Below are 16,432 nucleotides of genomic sequence, written 5' to 3' on the forward strand. Positions count from 1 at the left end.
CCCATCCACGCAACACCGCAAGAAGGAGTGAGACACACGTGGCCAAGAAGAGGAAACTCCCCCTTGTCTACAAGCCCGTCGGTTTCGTGCTCGGCTGGGCGAGCGGCGCCCTGGCGGGAGCCGCGTTCCGCAAGGCGTGGAAGGCGATACGACACGAGGACGACGCTCCGGACGCTCTCGACCGGGACCGCGGGTGGGGCGAGATCCTGCTGGCCGCGGCGGTCCAGGGCGCGATCTTCGCGGCGGTCCGCAGCGCCGCCGACCGTACCGGCGCCAAGGCGATCGAACGGTCCACGGGCGTGTGGCCGGCCCAGGACAAGGGCGGCCGGGACTGAGCGGACCGTCCTCCGGGACCGGCCGCGGCCGGCGGTGGACCCACGGCGCCCGTCCGGGCTTCGCCGGGGTGCCGTCGGCGCGACCGCGGCCCGGCCCTCTCCGGCGTCGTCCGGGTGAGGGCCGGGCCGCTCCCGTACCCGGCTTCAGCCCTGCTTCGGTGCCGTGGGGGGCTCGAGACGGATGGTGAAGGAGTGGCCGGACGGGTCGGAGTAGCCGCGCTCCTCGTGCGGGCCGGGCGCGCCCTTGGTCTCCAGGGGGCGGCCGCCCAGGCCCACGACCCTGCGTTCCACCTCGTCGAGGTCGTCGACGAGGAAGTCCAGGTGGGCCTGAAAGGAGTTCTCGGGGCGGGGCCAGCTCGGCGGGGTCGCGTTCACGTCGCGCCGGAAGGCCAGCCGGGTGCCGTCGGCGCCCCTGATCTCCACGCGGTTGGCGGACGCGACGATCTCCTCGGCGTCCAGCAGCCCCTTGTAGAACTCGGCGAGCTTCTCGGGCTCGGCACAGTCGAGCACCACAACGCCCGCTTTCACCACTGCCATGTCGTCGTCTCCTCCGCGAGGTCCGGCCCGGGGCGGGCGGTTCCCGCCCCCCGGACCTTGCGGATACCCCGGTTTCAGTCGGCCACCAGCCACGCCCCGTCCCGCATCAGCTCCCGCCCCTGGATCTCGTCGGCCGTCCGCCAGGCCTGGATCCGGCCGGGGAGGACCCGGAAGTACAGGTAGGGCGCGGCCAGTTCGCGCGGGTCGAAGCCGGTCTTGCCCGCGAAGATCTCGGCGTCCTCCTCCGGCAGTTCGAGCGGGGGGACGGCCACGGCGGTGCCCTCGATCATCACGACGTCCTGGGTCGGGCCGACGGCGATGCGCGCGACCCCGGTGGCCAGCAGGTTGCGGCCGGTGGGGCTGGTGGCGGGCGTGGCGAAGAGCAGGGTCGCGCCGTCCCAGACGAAGGAGAGGGGGACCAGATAGGGGGCCGAGCCGCCCTCGGCGGCCGTGGCGACCCACGCGTCGACGTCGTGTTCCAGCCGGTGGAGGGTGTCGATCCTGCGCTGCTTCGCGGGGCGTGCGGGTACGGGCGTCATGGTTTCAGTCTGGCGCTCGCCGCCCGTTTCGCACCAAGAGTCCCGCGCGGGAGGTCACGATTCCCACCGGCGCTGGACTTCCTGGACAGGTGTCCCGTTATAGTGGACACCTGTCCAAGAAATTGAGGGAGACCATGGAGATCCTGGCGAACGTGCTGGTCGCGCTGGTGGCCGCGCTGCATCTCTACATCCTGGTGATGGAGATGTTCCTGTGGCAGAGGAAGCCGGGGATGTCGTTCCACGGCCTGGACGCGGAGATGGCGAAGCGGACCGCCGCGCTGGCCGCCAACCAGGGCCTCTACAACGGTTTCCTCGCGGCGGGCCTGGTGTGGGGGCTGATCGCGGCCGACCCGACCGGCTTCCGGGCGCAGGTGTTCTTCCTGTCCTGTGTGATCGTGGCCGGCGTGTACGGCGCCGCGACGGCGAACCGCCGGATCCTGGTCGCCCAGGCCCTGCCCGGCGCGCTCGCCCTGGCCGCCGTCCTGATCGCGCAGTGACCCGCGCCGAGCCCGAGGACCCGCGCGCGGCCCGCACCCGGGCGCGGCTGCGTACCGCGTTGCTCGAGGAATGCGCGGAGCGGCCGCTGGAGGAGGTCGGCGTCGCCACGCTGGTACGGCGGGCGGGGGTCGGCCGGGCCACCTTCTACGTGCACTACCCCGACCTGGAGGCGCTCGCGGTCGACGCCTGCGCGGACGTCGTGCGGGAAGCCGTGGAGGCGCTGCACGCCTGGCGGGGGCGGCCCGACCCGGTACGGGCACCGGCCGCGCTGCCGGAGTTCTTCGGCTCCCTGACGCCGCACGCCGCGCTGTACCGCACCCTGCTCGCGCCGGGCGGCGGCGGTCCGCTCGGCCGCGTGCTGCACCGGGATCTGCGGGCCTACAGCCTGCGGGAAAGGGAGCGGGCCGGCGCGGCCGACGCGCCCCTGGTCGCCTCGGCGGTCGCCGCGACCTTCGCGGGGGTGCTGGCGGACTGGCTGCACGGCGACCTCGAGGGCACGCCCGGTGAGATCGCCGACCAGGTGTGGCAGCTGCTCGTCGCGCTGCACGCCAGCCGCTGACCGGCGGTCACCGGCACGCCACCATGTCCTTCGCCAGGGGCCAGGCCTCGACGCCGTCGGAGGTGCGGACATACGCCGTCGAGGCGTCGTCCGCCAGCCACAACCGCCAGTCGCCGTAGCGGTACCCGGTGTCGTGGGCGTCGGCCGGCACGGCGGCGTCGCCGTCGTACGGCGAGGTCAGCAGCTCCTCCTCGATCACGCCGTCGGGGTCGCGGACGTACTGCCGGTGATCCGCGCCCCGGCCCATCCCCAGGAAGTGCGCCGTCTGCCACCCGCAGTGCTCGGCGCCGGGGTAGCTGCTCAGGGTCGTGGTCGCGACCCGCCCGCCGTGCCGGTCCGTCCAGATCTCCTCGTCGCCGGAGTCGGTGACGCTCGCGGGGAGTTCGGCCGGATCACAGGAGGCGTTGGTCTCCGGGCCCCATCCCGGCCGCTCCTCCTGGTCCCGGGCGACGACGACCGCGATCTTCGTCCGGCCGGCCACGTCGTACGAGAACAGCACCCGGTCCGCCTCCGCGCGCTCCACCCGGAAGCCGGAGTGCGGGCCCGCCGGCTCGAACAGGTCGAAGTAGAGCCGCAGCCCCTCCTCCGGGGTGTCACCGCCGTCGCGCTCGCTCCAGCCGTCCGGCCCGCCGCCCCAGGAGATCTCCCTGTCGCACTCCAGCGCGCGGCCCGCGGCGCCGGACGCGACACGCAGGGCCTCCGGCGTGCTCTCGTCCAGCTCCTTCGTGGCGATGTCCAGCGGACCGGCGTAGGGGGTCGCCGGGGGCGTCCCCTCGACGACCACGTCCTGCTCGTCCCCGGCACCGCATCCCGCGGCCGCCATTACCACCAGCAGTGCGGACGCCACGAACCGTGCGCGCATACCCGTCCCCCGTTTCCGTCCCTCGGCCGCCCGTTCGCGTCCGCTCCTGTGACGCGGCAGTGGTCCGGAACGTTCAGCGGGCCGTCTGGAACGTCCTGCGGTACGCCTGGGGGGAGACGCCGATGGCCGCGTGCAGGTGCTGGCGCAGTGAGGCGCCGGTGGCGAACCCGACCCGGCCGGCGATCTGGTCGACGGAGAGGTCACTGGCCTCCAGCAGGTGCCGGGCGTGTACCACGCGCTGCTGGATCAGCCAGCGGCCGGGACTGATGCCCACCTCGTCGCGGAAGCGGCGGGCGAAGGTGCGCGGGCTCATCCGGGCGTGCGTGGCGAGGTCGGCGAGGGCGAGGGGCTCGTCCAGCCGCCCCATGGCCCAGGCGCGGGTGGCCGCCGTGCTGGCCGGGCCGGTCTCGGGAACGGGCTGTTCGATGTACTGCGCCTGGCCGCCGTCCCGGAACGGCGGGACCACGCAGCGGCGGGCCACCTTGTTGGCGAGTTCACTGCCGTGGTCCTTGCGGACGAGGTGCAGACAGATGTCGACCCCGGAGGCGGCTCCCGCCGAGGTCAGCACCCGGCCGTCGTCGACGAACAGGACGTCCGGGTCGAGGTCGACCTGCGGATACATCCGGCCGAACGCCTCGGCGACCTGCCAGTGGGTGGTGGCCCGGCGGCCGTCGAGGAGACCGGCGGCGGCGAGGACGAACGCGGCGGTGCAGATGGAGACGATGCGCGCGTGGGGGCGGATCCGGGCGAGCGCCTCGGCGACCCCGTCCGGCAGTTCGGCGGTGATCCAGTCGGACGCCACCGGGGCGACGACGACCGTGTCGGCCGTGGCCAGCGCCTCGGGACCGTGCTGCACGCCGACGGTGAAGTCGGCGTTGGTCTGGACGGGTCCGCCGTCGACCGAGCAGGTCAGGATCTCGTAGTGGCCGTCGGCCGCGCCGAGGATCCGGCTGGGGATGCCGAGTTCGAAGGGGTAGACACCGTCGAGGGCGAGGACGACCACCCGGTGCTTGCGTTGCTGTGCCTGCATGGCACGATCCTATCGAAGCTTGGCAATCTTGCCATTTCCCGGTCGGACGCGGCCGGGCAGGCTGGTTCACCATGAGCACTGTGAACACCATGCGCGTCATCAGCCAGAACGCCCTCGGCGGTCCCGAGGTCCTCGAGGAACAGGAAGTGGAGCGGCCCGCGCCGCGTCCGAACGAGGTACTGGTGCGGGTGCGCGCCGCGGGCGTCAACCCGACCGACTGGAAGCACCGCGCCACGGGCGGCTTCCTGGGCGAACCGCCCTTCGTCCTGGGCTGGGACCTCTCCGGGACCGTCGAGGCGGTCGGCATCGGCGTGGCGACCTTCACCCCCGGCGACGAGGTCTTCGGCATGCTGCCGTACCCCTACGGCCACGGCTCGCACGCCGAGTACGCCATCGCCCCGGTCCGCGCCCTGTGGCACAAGCCGGCCGGGCTCGGCCACGTCGAGGCGGCCGCACTGCCGCTGGTCTCGCTGACCGCCTGGCAGGCCCTGGTCGAGAACGCCGGCCTCGAGGCCGGGCAGCGGGTACTGATCCACGCGGCCGCGGGCGGCGTGGGCCATGTCGCCGTGCAGATCGCCAAGGCGCGCGGCGCCCATGTGATCGGTACGGCGAGCGCGGGCAAGCACGACTTCCTGCGGGAGCTCGGCGTCGACGAGGTGATCGACTACCGGGAGGACGACGTCACCAAGGCCGTCAAGGACGTCGACGTGGTCCTGGACACGCTGGGCGGGGACACCTCCGTGCGGTCCCTGCGCGTACTGCGGCCGGGCGGGATCGTGGTGTCGATCCTGCCGGTCGGGTCGGACGAGTTCTACGAGGAGGCGGAGCGGCTCGGCGTCCGGGCGGTGCGGATGCTCGTTGACGCCGACCGGGCCGGGATGCGGACGATCGCCGAACTGGCCGGGACGGGGAAGCTGCGCCCCACGATCGCGGGGACGTTCCCGCTGGCCGATGCCGCCGAGGCGCACACGCTCGGCGACACCGGCCGGACCACCGGCAAGCTGGTCCTGACGGTCGACTGACGGACCGTCAGAACAGCAGCACGGGCTTGATGGTCCTGCCCTCGGTCATGTCCCGCACCGCCCGGTCGATGTCCGCGAACGGATAGGTGCCGATCAGGCGGTCCAGCGGGAGGCGGCCCTCCTTGACCAGCTCGACCAGGGCCGGGATGAAGGACTGCGTCTCGCTGTCGCCGAGGGTGAGCCCGACGACCCGCTTGCCGCCCAGCAGCCCGTTGACGTCGAGGGCGACCTCACTGCCGAAGGGCGGTGCGCCCACGACGACGAGAGTGCCGCGGGCGGCGAGCGCGTCGACCCCCTGGCGCAGCACGGCCGTGTTGCCCGTGGTCTCCACGATGCCGTCGGCGCCCCGCCCGCCGGTGATCCCGGTGACCGCCTCGGCCGGGGCGACCGCGCTCGCGTCGACGGTGTGCGTGGCGCCCAGTTCCTTGGCCAGCTGGAGGCGTTCGGCGACCCGGTCGACCGCGATGATCGTGGTGGCCGGGGTGAGGGCGGCCGCCATGACCGCCGACAGTCCGACGGCGCCCGCGCCGAGGACGACGACCGTGCTGCCGGTCGCCGGCTTCAGTACGTTCCAGACGGCGCCGACGCCGGTCTGGACCCCGCAGCCCAGCGGGGCGATGGATGCCAGGGGCACTCCGGGATCGACCTTGACGAGGCTGCGCTCGTCGACCAGGGCCCGCTCGGCGAAGGAGGACTGGCCGAAGAAGTGGCCGCCGAGGGGCTCGCCGTCCCGGCTGATCGTGCCGGTGCCGTCGGCCCGGCGGCCGCCGATGAGGTTCAGCGGCAGCCAGGTGGCGCAGTAGGCGGGATGGCCGCCGTGGCAGTTGCGGCAGTCGCCGCAGGAGGTGAAGGACAGCACGACATGGTCGCCGGGTGCCACCCCGGTGACGGCCGAGCCGACCGACTCCACGACGCCGGCGCCCTCGTGGCCGAGGACTCCGGGCAGCGGGAAGGGCAGTCCGCCGCTCGCCACGCCGAGGTCGGTGTGACAGAGTCCGGCCGCCACCAGACGGACGACCGCCTCGTGCGGGGCGGGGTCGTCGAGGACGACGTCGGACAGGGTGAAGGGGGCTCCGCCGGACTCGACGACGGCGGCGCGGGTGGTGATGGACATCGGTCGGACTCCCTTTGTTTCGCGGCGCGTTCAGTCGAGCGAGACGACGACGGACTTGACCTTGGTGTACGCGTTGAGCGCCTCGGGACCGTATTCGCGGCCGAAGCCGGAGTCCTTGACGCCGCCGAAGGGGACGGCCGGGTCGAGCATCGCCCAGTCGTTCACCCAGACGATGCCGGCCTGGAGGCGGTCGGCGACGCGGTGCGCGCGGGCCAGGCTGCCGGTCTGGACGCCCGAAGCCAGGCCGTACGGCGTGGAGTTGGCCAGCGCGACGGCCTCGTCCTCGTCGTCGAAGGGCTGGACGGTGAGCACCGGGCCGAAGATCTCCTCCTGGATCACACGGGAGTCGTTCGCGAGGTCGGCGATCACGGTGGGCCGGTAGTAGTAGCCGCCGTCGAGGTCGAGCCGCTCGCCTCCGCAGACGATGCGGGCACCCTCCTTGCGGGCCAGTTCGACGTACTCCTCGACCTTGCGCAGGTGCTTCTCCCCCGCCATCGGGCCGACGACGGTCTCCGCCTTCCGCGGGTCGCCGACCGGCACCCCGGGCACCGCCTCGGCGAGGATGTTCAACAGGGTGCGGTAGACCGGGCGGGCCACCAGCAGCCGTGGGCCGCCCATGCAGAACTGGCCGGTGTTGAAGACGAAGCCCTTGATGACGGCGCCGACGGCCTTCTCCAGGTCGGCGTCCTCGAAGACGATGTGCGCGGCGTTGCCGCCGAGCTCCATGGTGACCGGCTTGAGGTTCTCGCCGGCGACGCTCGCGGCGTGCCGGCCGATCGCGGTGGAACCGGTGAACGCGATCTTGTCCACGCCGGGGTGCCGCAGCAGCGCCTCACCGGCGACCGGGCCCGCGCCGGTGACGACGTTGACCACCCCGTCGGGGACGCCGGCCCGCTGGAACAGTCCGGCCATGTACAGGGCGCTGAGCGGGGTCTCGTCGGCGGGCTTGTGGACGACCGTGTTGCCGGCCGCGAGCGCCGGGGCGATCTTCGAACCGGCCAGGATCAGCGGGAAGTTGAACGGGGTGATCGCGGCGACCACGCCGATCGGGCCGCGCTTGGTGTAGGCGAGGGCGTTCATCGGGGTGTCGCGGATCGCGCCGTCCAGGGAGAAGGCGAGGGAGGCGAAGTACTCGTAGTCGTTGGCCGCGTTCGTGACGTCGACCGCGTGCGCCAGGGTGATCGGCTTGCCGACGTCCAGGCTCTCCAGCCGGGCGATCTCGTCGGCCTCCGCACGGATCAGCTCCGCCACCCGGAGCAGGACGCGGCCGCGCTCCCGGCCGCTCAGCGCGGACCACTGCCCGGCGTCGAAGGCCGCGCGCGCGGCCCCTACGGCCGCGTCGACGTCGGCGGCGCCCGCCTCCGCGACGGTGGTGACGACCGCGCCCCGGGACGGGTCGACCACCTCGGTCCGCGCGCCGTCCGCCGCCTCGCGCCACTGTCCCCCGATGAACAGTCGACCGGGGTCGATCTCGAAGGTGGTCATCACCACTCCTCAGCATCGTCGCCAAGATTTCAACAAACAGGATTCCTGTTGGTCCGCAGTCTCATTACAGACAGGTTTCCTGTCAATGGTCTACGCTCGGCATCATGGCCGGCACCCAGACAACCAAGGCAGCGTCCGCACCTCAGCCCCACCGGACACCCCCGTCCCTGCTCTACATGGTGAAGCAGGTGGAGCTGGTCGTGCGATCCCACCTGGACGAGCTGGTCAAGCCGTCGGGGATCACGGCCCTGCAGTACACGGCGCTCACCGTGCTGGAACGGCACGACGGCCTGTCCGCGGCCCAGCTGGCCCGGGACTCCTTCGTGACCGCCCAGTCCATCGCCGATCTGGTGCGCTCCCTCGAGACACGTGGCCTCGTCCGCCGCGAACGCAATCCGCGCAACCGGCGCGAGCTGCTGATCCTGCTCACCACCGAGGGCCGCGAGCTGCTCGACCGGCACGCCGGGCCCGTGCGGGAACTGGAGGAGCGCATGGTGCGGGAGCTCACCGCACACCAGGCGGAGCAGTTGCGCACAGCGCTCTCCAAGGCCTGGCACGCGCTGTCCTAGTCCTCAACGCACCCCTTCGCTCACGGCGCGAAAAAACTCCGACAGAGTCGGTTGCATTTCGAAGACATATGTCAATCGAACATGCTGGAATTCATCCGATCGGGGGTAACTTGCTGGGGCGGGGAACTGCTGTCTGCTCCCCGGCCGTTGGAGGCTCCCGACCGGTGGAGCGGGTTGGAGGCGATGTCGTCGTGCTGGAGAAACCCGCAGCGGACACCCCGCATCTGCGCGTCCGTGAGGACCGGGGGTACACGGTGCTGGAGTTCCGCGGCGAGATCGACATCGTCGCGGCGACCGAGATCACCCCGCACCTCGACGACGCGACCGGTGGCCCGGCGCCCCGGATCGTGATCGACCTGAGCCTGATCGAGTTCTTCGACTGCTCCGGGCTGCGCCTGCTGTACCGGGCCCGCAGGCGCGTCCTGGACCACGGCGGGCATCTGCACCTCGTCTGCACCCATCGGCTCACCCTGCGGATCCTGCGGGCCACGGGGCTGTACCGGCTGCTGCCGCCCGCCACGACGCTGGACGCGGCCCTGGAACAGCCCGAGGCCACCTCCGGAACGTTATGACGGCGCTCGAAGCGCTCCTCCCGCTCCCGCGGCCCCCGCCGCCCGGCCATCCCGCCCCCTATGCCAGGACCAGTCCCAGCGTCAGGGCCAGTCCCAGCGCCAGCGCCAGCTCCTGTGCCTGCTCCTGTACCGGTGCCTCAGCCCGTGCCCTGCCCGGTCCCGGGCTATCGGCCGCGCGCGGCGTCGAACAGGGCGCTGACGGACTCGCCGTTGTGAATACGGCGCACGGCCTCCGCCAGGGCCGGCGCGATGGACAGGATCCGCAGCTTGTCGGTGTGCTCCTCGGCGGGCACCGGCACGGTGTTGGTGCACACGATCTCCAGCACGTCGGGCTGCTCGCTGAGCCGCTTGAGGGCACCGGCCGCGAACAGGCCGTGCGTGCACGCCACCCGTATCGACCTCGGTTCCAACTCCCTGAGCCGGTCCAGTAGTTCCAGGACCGTGCTGCCCTTGGCGATCTCGTCGTCCAGGACGATCACGTCCCGCCCGGTCACCTCGCCGATCACCGCGCTGATACTGACCCGGTCGTCGGCGTACCGCTGTTTGGCGCCGGCCGCCACCTGGGCGCCGATCATCCGGGCGAAGGCGGCGGCCTCCTTGGCGTTGCCGAGGTCGGGCGAGACCACGGTGGTGCGGGTGAGGTCGTAGCGGCGGAAGTGGGCGGCCAGCTCCCGGTGGGCGTGCAGATGGTCCACGGGCATCGAGAAGAAGCCGTGCACCTGGGGCGAGTGCAGGGTCATGGCGAGGACCCGGTGGACGCCCGCCGCCGCCATCAGGTCCGCGACCAGGCGTCCGCCCAGGGAGATGCGGGGCGCGTCCTTCTTGTCGGAGCGGGCGTAGGAGTAGTGCGGCATGACGACGGTGATCCGGCCCGCCGACGCCCCGCGGGCCGCGTCGCACATCAGCAGCAGCTCGACCAGGTGCTCCTGCACGGGCCGGACCAGGGGCTGGACCAGGAAGACGTCCCGTTCCCGGCAGTTCGCCTGGAGCTGGACCTCCAGGCAGTCGTTGGCGAACCTGCTGAGTCGGGTGGGGCTCAGGGGCACACCGAGGTGGGCACAGACCTCGGCTGCCAGCTCGGGGTGGGCACTGCCGCTGAACACGGAGATGTCTCGCACGATCGGCTCCTCGCTGATCATGTCCGGCTGGGCGGGGAGCTCTCATGCTACGGACCGGGTCCGTTTTGCCCACCCTCAGGAGTGCGCGGGAGCCCCGTCGGGTCACGCGAAGTCCCTCGGAGCCCCTCGAACCCCGGGGAAACCCGTCGTCGCCCGCCGCCGGGCCCCGGAGCGCTCCACGCGGCCAACCGGGTGGGCTGCCGGAACCGCGCGCCGGTCGGGACGGCGCGCGTCGTCGGCCCGGTGGCCGGCCCGGCCGGCCCACGAGGCGGCGGGGCGGGCCCCTCCCCCCGGCGTCCCGGGGTGACCACTCGGCACGCACCGGCTCGCTCACCTGAGCGGCAGGCCGTCCGTGCCCCCACTGTCACAGGTTGCCAACAGCGCGGTCTGACAGGGGATTTGACGGGCATCCGGACAGGAGGAAGGAGGGCCGTCGCATGACGACTGACACCAAGCCCGAGAAGCCCACCACACGCCTCCCCCGGCGCATGCCCGGCTGGGCCAAGGTGCTCACCGCCGTCGTGGTCGTACTCGTCGTGATGTTCGCCGGAATCCGGCTGAGCCTGCTGCCGGGACTGCGCGACTTCTTCGGCACCGAGACCCACGACCGCTCGGGCCCCGCCCTGCTGCAGTCCATCCAGGACATGAGCCGCTACGACGCCGCCTCCGGGAACTTCCAGGTCGTCGTCGACCTGGAGAAGGACGCCAAGTACCTCCCCGACGCGATCCGCGGCACCCGCACCCTGTACGTCGGGGCGGGCACCGTGGACGCCTACGTCGACCTCGGCAAGGTCGGCGACAAGGACGTGACGGTCGACGAGGACCGCACCTCGGCCACACTCCGGCTGCCGCACGCCCTGCTCGGCAAACCCGCGCTCGACCCCGACCGCTCCTACGCGGTCTCCAAGCAGCGCGGGCTGTTCGACCGCCTCGGTGACCTCTTCTCGGACAACCCGAGCGGCGAGCAGGCCGTGCAGAAGCTGGCGGTCAAGCACATCGGCGAGGCGGCGAAGGAGAGCGAGCTGATCGCGCGCGCCGAGACCAACACCACCGACATGCTCCAGGGGCTGCTGCGCTCCCTCGGCTTCACGGAGGTGAAGGTGACCTATCACGCCTGACGGCCACGCCTGACCGACCACACCCGACCCGGCACGCGGGGTGCATCGGCATCGCGCAGGCGCCGGGAGAGTCGGCCACCGCGGAGGCCGGCACTGGCCGCGAGGCGGAACCGCATCCCTCGGACGTTCGGGGGTAAACGCGCTCCCACGCAGGAAAGTTGAAGACTGGAGGACCGAATGGCCCGTACCGCTCTACGTCCACTTGCCGTGTTCCGCCCACGCGCCACCAGGACGGAGGAGCCCGCCTCACCGAAGAACGGGGCCGGGAAGTCGGGCCCGAAGCGCGGATTCCCCTTCTGGACGCGCTCGGCATCCGGCCCGAAGCCCGTCCCGAAACCCCGCTCGAAGTCAAGCGCGAAGCCGGACCCGAAGCCCGGCTCGAAGCCAGGCCGGTCGAAGAAGGAGGAGCGCGCCGAGCGCCGGCCGTTGCCGCTTCCGCTCCGGCTGCTGGCGATGCTCTTCGCGTTCGCCTTCATGGTGGCGTTCGCCGTGGTCCTCGCCCGGCTCACCCTGGAGCCGTCACCCGCCTCCGCGGCACTGGTGCACTCCAACCTGCGCCCCGGCGACTCCCTGCGTGCCTACCTCGACCAGCCCGAACTCCGCGACGCGGTGAAGCAGATCGGCGGGAACATCCTGCTCGGCGTGCCCTTCGGCGTCCTGGTGCCGGTGGTGGCACCCCGGGCACGCGGGCTGCTGCGGGTGCTGCTGCTGACCGCGACCGTCATGCTGATGGTGGAGTTCGCCCAGGGCGCCGTGGTGACCGGACGCGCCTTCGACATTGACGACGTCATCCTCAACACCACCGGGGCCCTGATCGGTTACCTGCTCGTGGGCCGCCGGATGAGCCGCGCGGTGCACGCGCGGGAGCGGCACCTGCGCCGGGGTGCCCGAGAGGGGGCCTGACCGCCGTCAGCGCGGGGTCCAGGTGTACCGGTCCCCGCCGACCCATCGCACGACGTCGGGGTCGTCGAGATCGTGAACCGTGATTCCGTACGCGGCGGCGATCTCGAGGACGTCGGTCACGTCCCTCGCCTCGCCGACCACCTCGGAGTCGATTTCCACGATGCGGAACGGCGACAGGCCCGGCTGGACCCCGAGCACCATGATCCGCGGCTGGGAGATGCGGAGGCTCGCGATTTCGGTCATGCCATAGAGGATAAAACGGAACGCGCCTGGGCGAATCATCTTATTTCCTGGTGCGGGCGGCGTGCGGGTGGGGAACTCTGGAGCCAGGAGGTCGCGAGGGAGCCCGGGAGGTGGCGATGGACCCCGTCGAAGCCCTGGACCGGATCGCCTTCCTGCTGGAGCGGTCCCTGGCGCCGACCTATCGCGTGAAGGCCTTCCGCACGGCGGCTCGCGTCCTGTCCCGGCTGCCCGAGGAAGAGGTCCGCGAGCGGGCGGGGGCCGGGACCCTGGAGACACTGAAGGGTGTCGGTCCGAAGACCGCCCAGGTGGCACGCGAGGCACTCGCCGGGGAGACGCCGTCCTATCTGCGCACCTTGGAGGACGAGGCGGGCAAGCCGCTCACGGACGGCGCCGGCGGACGGCTGCGGGAGCGGCTTCGGGGGGACTGTCATCTGCACTCCGACTGGTCGGACGGCGGCAGTCCCATCGACGAGATGGGCCGCGCCGCGGCCGCGCTCGGCCACGAATGGGCCGCGCTGACCGACCACTCACCCCGTCTGACGGTGGCCCGCGGGCTCTCTCCCGAGCGGCTGCGCCGGCAGTTGGAGGTGGTCGAGGAGCTCAACGCCACCTGGGCGCCGTTCCGGCTGCTGACCGGTATCGAGTGCGACATCCTCGACGACGGGTCGCTGGACCAGGAGCCGGAGCTGCTGGAACGGCTCGACGTGGTCGTCGTGTCCGTGCACTCCAAGCTGCGCATGGAGTCCCGGGCGATGACGCGCCGCATGGTGAACGCCGTGCGCGACCCGCACGCCGACATCCTCGGCCACTGCACCGGGCGGCTGGTGACCGGGCGGGGACGGCCGGAGTCGGAGTTCGACGCGGACGCGGTGTTCGCCGCGTGCGCCGAGTCCGGTACGGCCGTCGAGATCAACAGCCGGCCCGAGCGTCTCGACCCGCCACGCCGGCTGCTGCGCCGGGCCGTCGAGGCGGGCGTGCTGTTCTCGGTCGACACCGACGCGCACGCGCCCGGCCAGCTGGACTGGCAGATCCTGGGCTGTGCGCGGGCCGAGGAGTGCGAGGTGCCGGAGGAACGGATCGTGACCGCCTGGCCGCTGGCGGACCTGCTGGCCTGGACGCGGGAAGGGCGGGTACCGGCGGGCGTGACGGGTGCCTGAGGTGGTACCCGGGGGGGATCGAGAGAAAGGACCCGTGATGACACGCGCCGCCGTGTTCGATGTCGACGGCACCCTGGTCGACACCAACCATCTACACGTCACCACCTGGTGGGAGGCGTTCCGGCAGGCGGGCCACCGGGTCCCGATGCACGCGGTGCACCGGGCGGTCGGGCTGGGGTCCGGTGATCTCGTCGCCCACCTGCTCGGCGACGACCGGGACACGGACGAGGACGCCCGGATCAGCGCCGCCCACAAGGCTCTCTACGGGCAGTACTTCGACCGGCTGCCGGCGCTGCGGGACGCCGGTCAGCTGCTGCGCAGGCTGCACGGCGACGGCTGGACGGTCGTGCTCGCGACCTCCGCGAGCGGGGCCGAGCTGTCCGCCCTGCGGCGCGCCATCGACGCGGACGACGTCATCGCCGCGACCGCGAGCGCGGACGATGTCGAGGAGGGCAAGCCCGCCCCGGAACCCGTGGAACACGCGCTGGAGCTGGCCGGGGCGCCCGCCGAAGGGGCGGTGTTCGTCGGGGACACCGTCTGGGACATGCGGGCCGGCCGCCGGGCCGGGGTGCGCTGCGTGGGCGTTCTGTGCGGCGGCATCCCCCGCGCCGACCTGCTGGAGGCGGGCGCGGAGGCGGTGTACGCCGATCCCGCCGAGCTCCTGGCGTCCCTGCCGGACAGCCCGCTGGCCTGAGGGACGCGACGGTGTCCCGCGAGGGTCCGCCTCCGGTGCGGGTGACACACGTCACCGCACACGGTCGTGGTCCCGGGAACACCCCTAGGAAGTTCTCCGTTGAACCATTCGTGGGTGTGGATGGGACAGTGTCCCCGGGCCTCACCTTTGCACACAGGGACGATCGTCCGGCTGAAGCCCTGTGCAGCCTTTCGCCGAGAGGCGACCGCCGTCCGCGCCCACGCTCAGACCGCCCCGACCGTGATTCCCCCGTCCGGTCGGGGCTTTCCTCCGCCCGCACCGATCGGACCCCCGCGGCTCCCCCGCCCGTACCTCTGGGCGCTTGTCCCTGGCCGCTCGACTTCGGGCGCGCGACCCCTGGGAGCGCGACTCGGGCGCTTGACTTCGAGTGCACTCCAATCCGTAGCGTTCCGGACATGAGCGACACCGCACAGCACAAGATCGGCTCGGGCTTCGGCGCCACGAGCACCGCCGACGACGTCCTGCGGGGCATCGACCTGACCGGGAAGCTGGCCGTCGTCACCGGCGGATACTCCGGTCTCGGACTGGAGACCACGCGCGCGCTGGCCAGGGCCGGCGCCCGGGTCGTCGTGCCCGCGCGCCGCCCGGACACCGCCCGCGAGAACCTCGCCGGCCTCGACGGTGTCGAGACGGACACCCTCGACCTCGGCGACCTGGAGAGCGTGCGCGCCTTCGCCGACCGGTTCCTCGCGTCCGGCCGGACCATCGACCTCCTCATCCACAGCGCCGGGATCATGGCCTGCCCCGAGACCCGGGTCGGCCCCGGCTGGGAGGCCCAGTTCGCCACGAACCACCTCGGCCACTTCGCCCTCGCCAACCGGCTCTGGCCGGCGGTCGAGCCCGGCGGCGCCCGGATCGTCTCGGTGTCCTCGCGCGGCCACCACTTCTCGGGGATGCGCTGGGACGACGTCCAGTGGCGCGAGGGCTACGACAAGTGGGAGGCCTACGGGCAGGCCAAGACCGCGAACGTGCTGTTCGCCGGCCACCTCGACCGGCTGGCCCGGGACCGGGGCGTGCGCGCGTTCTCCCTCCACCCCGGCGGCATTCTCACGCCCCTGCAGCGGCATCTGCCGAAGCAGGAGATGGTGGACCGCGGCTGGATCGACGAGGACGGCAACGTGCTCGACGTCGAGGGCTTCAAGACCCCGGAGCAGGGCGCGGCCACCCAGGTGTGGGCGGCGACCTCGCCGCAGCTGGCCGGTAGGGGCGGCGTCTACCTCGAGGACTGCGACATCGCGGAGGCCGCCCCGGCGGACGGCGAACGGGTCGGCGTCAAGGACTGGGCGACGGACCCGGAGCAGGCGGCCCGGCTGTGGGAGCTGTCGGCACGACTGACCGGTGTGAACGCGTTCGCGTGACGGGACGCCGGGTCGGTTCCCTGCCGCGAACTTCCCCAGAACCGCGGTGAGGCGGGTCGGCGTGGGTGGCGAAAAGGCCGTGGCCGGCGTTCTCGTACACCTCGCGAGGTGGCGTTCGGGGCGAGGCGCGCGGCCCGGCGGCCGGCCGGCTCGTTGGGCCCGAAGGCACCGTGGCCGCCGTGGCGACGAGCAGCGGCAGGGGCAGGTCGAGCGCGGCCAGTTCGGCGTCGACGTCTGATTCGGCGGCGACCTCTGGTTCGGCGATCAGCTCTCCGAGGGCGGGCCATGAGCGGATCCGGTCCGGCCCTGTCCGTGTCGGCTCCTCAGTCGGCCGGCTCTTCGGGCACGGGCTCGTCGGACTGGCCGCTGCCGGCGTGGGGCGCGCCCTGCCGGCCGGTACCCGCCTCGTCGGTGTCGGGAACGTCCTGCGCGTTCTCCACGTCCCCGCCGGACTCGCCCGACGCACCGGACTCGCCGGCTCCGGCGGCCTGCCCGGGGGTACCGACGTCCCAGTGGTCCTCTCCCCCGTCGGCCTGCTGGTCCGGCAGGTCACGCGGGATGGGATTGCCGTTCCCACCGGGGCTTTCGGGGCGCTGTACGGCCACGACGTCCTCCCTCCACCGTCCCGCCGAGCCGGGCGCGGACGACTCCCCCGGGCGACGATCGCCCGGGCGAGGAGGCGAGTACCTCCACGGCAA

The 16,432-nt window shown here is 72.4% G+C and carries 20 protein-coding genes; 11 read left to right on the plus strand and 9 right to left on the minus strand.

Features of this window, described 5'->3' with window-relative positions:
- Window positions 1-38 precede the first annotated feature (38 nt).
- Window positions 39-335: a DUF4235 domain-containing protein gene (locus tag ASD48_RS25530; RefSeq protein ID WP_020127674.1), complete on the plus strand. Its 297-nt coding sequence runs from the start codon at window positions 39-41 to the stop codon at window positions 333-335.
- A 144-nt stretch (window positions 336-479) separates the two neighbouring features.
- On the opposite strand, the gene ASD48_RS25535 is transcribed toward ASD48_RS25530, so the two are convergent.
- A complete protein-coding gene (locus ASD48_RS25535) occupies window positions 480-872 on the minus strand; it encodes a VOC family protein (RefSeq protein ID WP_057604045.1) in 393 nt (130 codons plus the stop codon).
- Between the two features lie 74 nt (window positions 873-946).
- Complete coding sequence (locus tag ASD48_RS25540) at window positions 947-1,411, minus strand: pyridoxamine 5'-phosphate oxidase family protein (protein WP_057604046.1); 465 nt, start codon at window positions 1,409-1,411, stop codon at window positions 947-949.
- A gap of 134 nt (window positions 1,412-1,545) precedes the next feature.
- On the opposite strand from ASD48_RS25540, the gene ASD48_RS25545 reads away from it, so the two are divergent.
- Together ASD48_RS25545 and ASD48_RS25550 are read left to right on the plus strand one after the other, a co-directional pair.
- Complete coding sequence (locus ASD48_RS25545) at window positions 1,546-1,908, plus strand: DUF1304 domain-containing protein (protein WP_057604047.1); 363 nt, start codon at window positions 1,546-1,548, stop codon at window positions 1,906-1,908.
- On the plus strand, window positions 1,905-2,468 hold the full coding sequence (locus tag ASD48_RS25550; protein WP_057604048.1) for a TetR/AcrR family transcriptional regulator: 564 nt from the start codon (window positions 1,905-1,907) through the stop codon (window positions 2,466-2,468). The genes ASD48_RS25545 and ASD48_RS25550 overlap by 4 nt, the downstream gene beginning before the upstream one ends.
- A 7-nt stretch (window positions 2,469-2,475) precedes the next feature.
- On the opposite strand, the gene ASD48_RS25555 is transcribed toward ASD48_RS25550, so the two are convergent.
- Both ASD48_RS25555 and ASD48_RS25560 read right to left on the minus strand, forming a co-directional pair.
- Window positions 2,476-3,330: a hypothetical protein gene (locus ASD48_RS25555; protein ID WP_057604049.1), complete on the minus strand. Its 855-nt coding sequence runs from the start codon at window positions 3,328-3,330 to the stop codon at window positions 2,476-2,478.
- Between the two features lie 73 nt (window positions 3,331-3,403).
- Window positions 3,404-4,360, minus strand: a complete 957-nt coding sequence (locus ASD48_RS25560; RefSeq protein WP_057604050.1) for a helix-turn-helix domain-containing protein — start codon at window positions 4,358-4,360, stop codon at window positions 3,404-3,406.
- A gap of 71 nt (window positions 4,361-4,431) precedes the next feature.
- On the opposite strand from ASD48_RS25560, the gene ASD48_RS25565 reads away from it, so the two are divergent.
- A complete protein-coding gene (locus ASD48_RS25565; protein ID WP_057604051.1) occupies window positions 4,432-5,382 on the plus strand; it encodes an NADP-dependent oxidoreductase in 951 nt (316 codons plus the stop codon).
- Window positions 5,383-5,389: 7 nt separating this feature from the next.
- Here ASD48_RS25565 and ASD48_RS25570 read toward each other — a convergent pair whose 3' ends face one another.
- Both ASD48_RS25570 and ASD48_RS25575 read right to left on the minus strand, forming a co-directional pair.
- Window positions 5,390-6,496, minus strand: a complete 1,107-nt coding sequence (locus ASD48_RS25570) for an NAD(P)-dependent alcohol dehydrogenase (protein WP_057604052.1) — start codon at window positions 6,494-6,496, stop codon at window positions 5,390-5,392.
- Between the two features lie 30 nt (window positions 6,497-6,526).
- The gene (locus tag ASD48_RS25575) at window positions 6,527-7,981 is read right to left on the minus strand and encodes an aldehyde dehydrogenase family protein (protein WP_057604053.1); all 1,455 of its coding nucleotides are present in this window, start codon (window positions 7,979-7,981) and stop codon (window positions 6,527-6,529) included.
- Window positions 7,982-8,157: 176 nt separating this feature from the next.
- On the opposite strand from ASD48_RS25575, the gene ASD48_RS25580 reads away from it, so the two are divergent.
- Together ASD48_RS25580 and ASD48_RS25585 are read left to right on the plus strand one after the other, a co-directional pair.
- Window positions 8,158-8,550 carry a MarR family transcriptional regulator gene (locus ASD48_RS25580; RefSeq protein WP_199875974.1) on the plus strand — a complete coding sequence of 131 codons (393 nt, stop codon included), beginning with the start codon at window positions 8,158-8,160 and terminating at the stop codon, window positions 8,548-8,550.
- 164 nt (window positions 8,551-8,714) lie between these two features.
- The gene (locus ASD48_RS25585; protein ID WP_079073972.1) at window positions 8,715-9,122 is read left to right on the plus strand and encodes an anti-sigma factor antagonist; all 408 of its coding nucleotides are present in this window, start codon (window positions 8,715-8,717) and stop codon (window positions 9,120-9,122) included.
- A 164-nt stretch (window positions 9,123-9,286) separates the two neighbouring features.
- Here ASD48_RS25585 and ASD48_RS25590 read toward each other — a convergent pair whose 3' ends face one another.
- Complete coding sequence (locus ASD48_RS25590) at window positions 9,287-10,240, minus strand: ribose-phosphate pyrophosphokinase (protein WP_057604353.1); 954 nt, start codon at window positions 10,238-10,240, stop codon at window positions 9,287-9,289.
- Between the two features lie 437 nt (window positions 10,241-10,677).
- On the opposite strand from ASD48_RS25590, the gene ASD48_RS25595 reads away from it, so the two are divergent.
- Complete coding sequence (locus tag ASD48_RS25595; protein ID WP_057604056.1) at window positions 10,678-11,358, plus strand: DUF4230 domain-containing protein; 681 nt, start codon at window positions 10,678-10,680, stop codon at window positions 11,356-11,358.
- Window positions 11,359-11,784: 426 nt separating this feature from the next.
- On the plus strand, window positions 11,785-12,261 hold the full coding sequence (locus tag ASD48_RS25600) for a VanZ family protein (protein ID WP_057604057.1): 477 nt from the start codon (window positions 11,785-11,787) through the stop codon (window positions 12,259-12,261).
- 6 nt (window positions 12,262-12,267) lie between these two features.
- Here the strand turns inward: ASD48_RS25600 and ASD48_RS25605 are convergent, their stop codons facing one another.
- Window positions 12,268-12,504, minus strand: a complete 237-nt coding sequence (locus ASD48_RS25605) for a hypothetical protein (protein WP_028806480.1) — start codon at window positions 12,502-12,504, stop codon at window positions 12,268-12,270.
- A gap of 116 nt (window positions 12,505-12,620) precedes the next feature.
- Between ASD48_RS25605 and ASD48_RS25610 the strand changes: the two genes are divergently transcribed.
- The 3 genes from ASD48_RS25610 (at window position 12,621) to ASD48_RS25620 (ending at window position 15,734) form a co-directional block, all read left to right on the plus strand.
- Complete coding sequence (locus ASD48_RS25610; protein WP_057604058.1) at window positions 12,621-13,661, plus strand: PHP domain-containing protein; 1,041 nt, start codon at window positions 12,621-12,623, stop codon at window positions 13,659-13,661.
- Between the two features lie 37 nt (window positions 13,662-13,698).
- Window positions 13,699-14,355 (plus strand): HAD family hydrolase, encoded by a 657-nt coding sequence (locus tag ASD48_RS25615; RefSeq protein WP_057604059.1) that lies wholly within the window; start codon window positions 13,699-13,701, stop codon window positions 14,353-14,355.
- 416 nt (window positions 14,356-14,771) lie between these two features.
- Window positions 14,772-15,734 carry an SDR family NAD(P)-dependent oxidoreductase gene (locus tag ASD48_RS25620; protein WP_057604060.1) on the plus strand — a complete coding sequence of 321 codons (963 nt, stop codon included), beginning with the start codon at window positions 14,772-14,774 and terminating at the stop codon, window positions 15,732-15,734.
- A gap of 323 nt (window positions 15,735-16,057) precedes the next feature.
- Here the strand turns inward: ASD48_RS25620 and ASD48_RS25625 are convergent, their stop codons facing one another.
- The gene (locus tag ASD48_RS25625) at window positions 16,058-16,339 is read right to left on the minus strand and encodes a hypothetical protein (RefSeq protein WP_057604061.1); all 282 of its coding nucleotides are present in this window, start codon (window positions 16,337-16,339) and stop codon (window positions 16,058-16,060) included.
- Window positions 16,340-16,432: the final 93 nt, after the last annotated feature.

The sequence above is a fragment of the Streptomyces sp. Root1310 genome, assembly GCF_001426425.1.
GTDB lineage: Bacteria > Actinomycetota > Actinomycetes > Streptomycetales > Streptomycetaceae > Streptomyces.

Bases quoted from the DNA above. Each gene is read 5' to 3' on its own strand.
- ASD48_RS25535 (WP_057604045.1), bottom strand. From the start codon at position 872: ATGGCAGTGGTGAAAGCGGGCGTTGTGGTGCTCGACTGTGCCGAGCCC.
- ASD48_RS25540 (WP_057604046.1), bottom strand. From the start codon at position 1,411: ATGACGCCCGTACCCGCACGCCCCGCGAAGCAGCGCAGGATCGACACC.
- ASD48_RS25545 (WP_057604047.1), top strand. From the start codon at position 1,546: ATGGAGATCCTGGCGAACGTGCTGGTCGCGCTGGTGGCCGCGCTGCAT.
- ASD48_RS25555 (WP_057604049.1), bottom strand. From the start codon at position 3,330: ATGCGCGCACGGTTCGTGGCGTCCGCACTGCTGGTGGTAATGGCGGCC.
- ASD48_RS25560 (WP_057604050.1), bottom strand. From the start codon at position 4,360: ATGCAGGCACAGCAACGCAAGCACCGGGTGGTCGTCCTCGCCCTCGAC.
- ASD48_RS25565 (WP_057604051.1), top strand. From the start codon at position 4,432: ATGAGCACTGTGAACACCATGCGCGTCATCAGCCAGAACGCCCTCGGC.
- ASD48_RS25570 (WP_057604052.1), bottom strand. From the start codon at position 6,496: ATGTCCATCACCACCCGCGCCGCCGTCGTCGAGTCCGGCGGAGCCCCC.
- ASD48_RS25575 (WP_057604053.1), bottom strand. From the start codon at position 7,981: ATGACCACCTTCGAGATCGACCCCGGTCGACTGTTCATCGGGGGACAG.
- ASD48_RS25580 (WP_199875974.1), top strand. From the start codon at position 8,158: ATGGTGAAGCAGGTGGAGCTGGTCGTGCGATCCCACCTGGACGAGCTG.
- ASD48_RS25595 (WP_057604056.1), top strand. From the start codon at position 10,678: ATGACGACTGACACCAAGCCCGAGAAGCCCACCACACGCCTCCCCCGG.
- ASD48_RS25605 (WP_028806480.1), bottom strand. From the start codon at position 12,504: ATGACCGAAATCGCGAGCCTCCGCATCTCCCAGCCGCGGATCATGGTG.
- ASD48_RS25610 (WP_057604058.1), top strand. From the start codon at position 12,621: ATGGACCCCGTCGAAGCCCTGGACCGGATCGCCTTCCTGCTGGAGCGG.
- ASD48_RS25615 (WP_057604059.1), top strand. From the start codon at position 13,699: ATGACACGCGCCGCCGTGTTCGATGTCGACGGCACCCTGGTCGACACC.
- ASD48_RS25620 (WP_057604060.1), top strand. From the start codon at position 14,772: ATGAGCGACACCGCACAGCACAAGATCGGCTCGGGCTTCGGCGCCACG.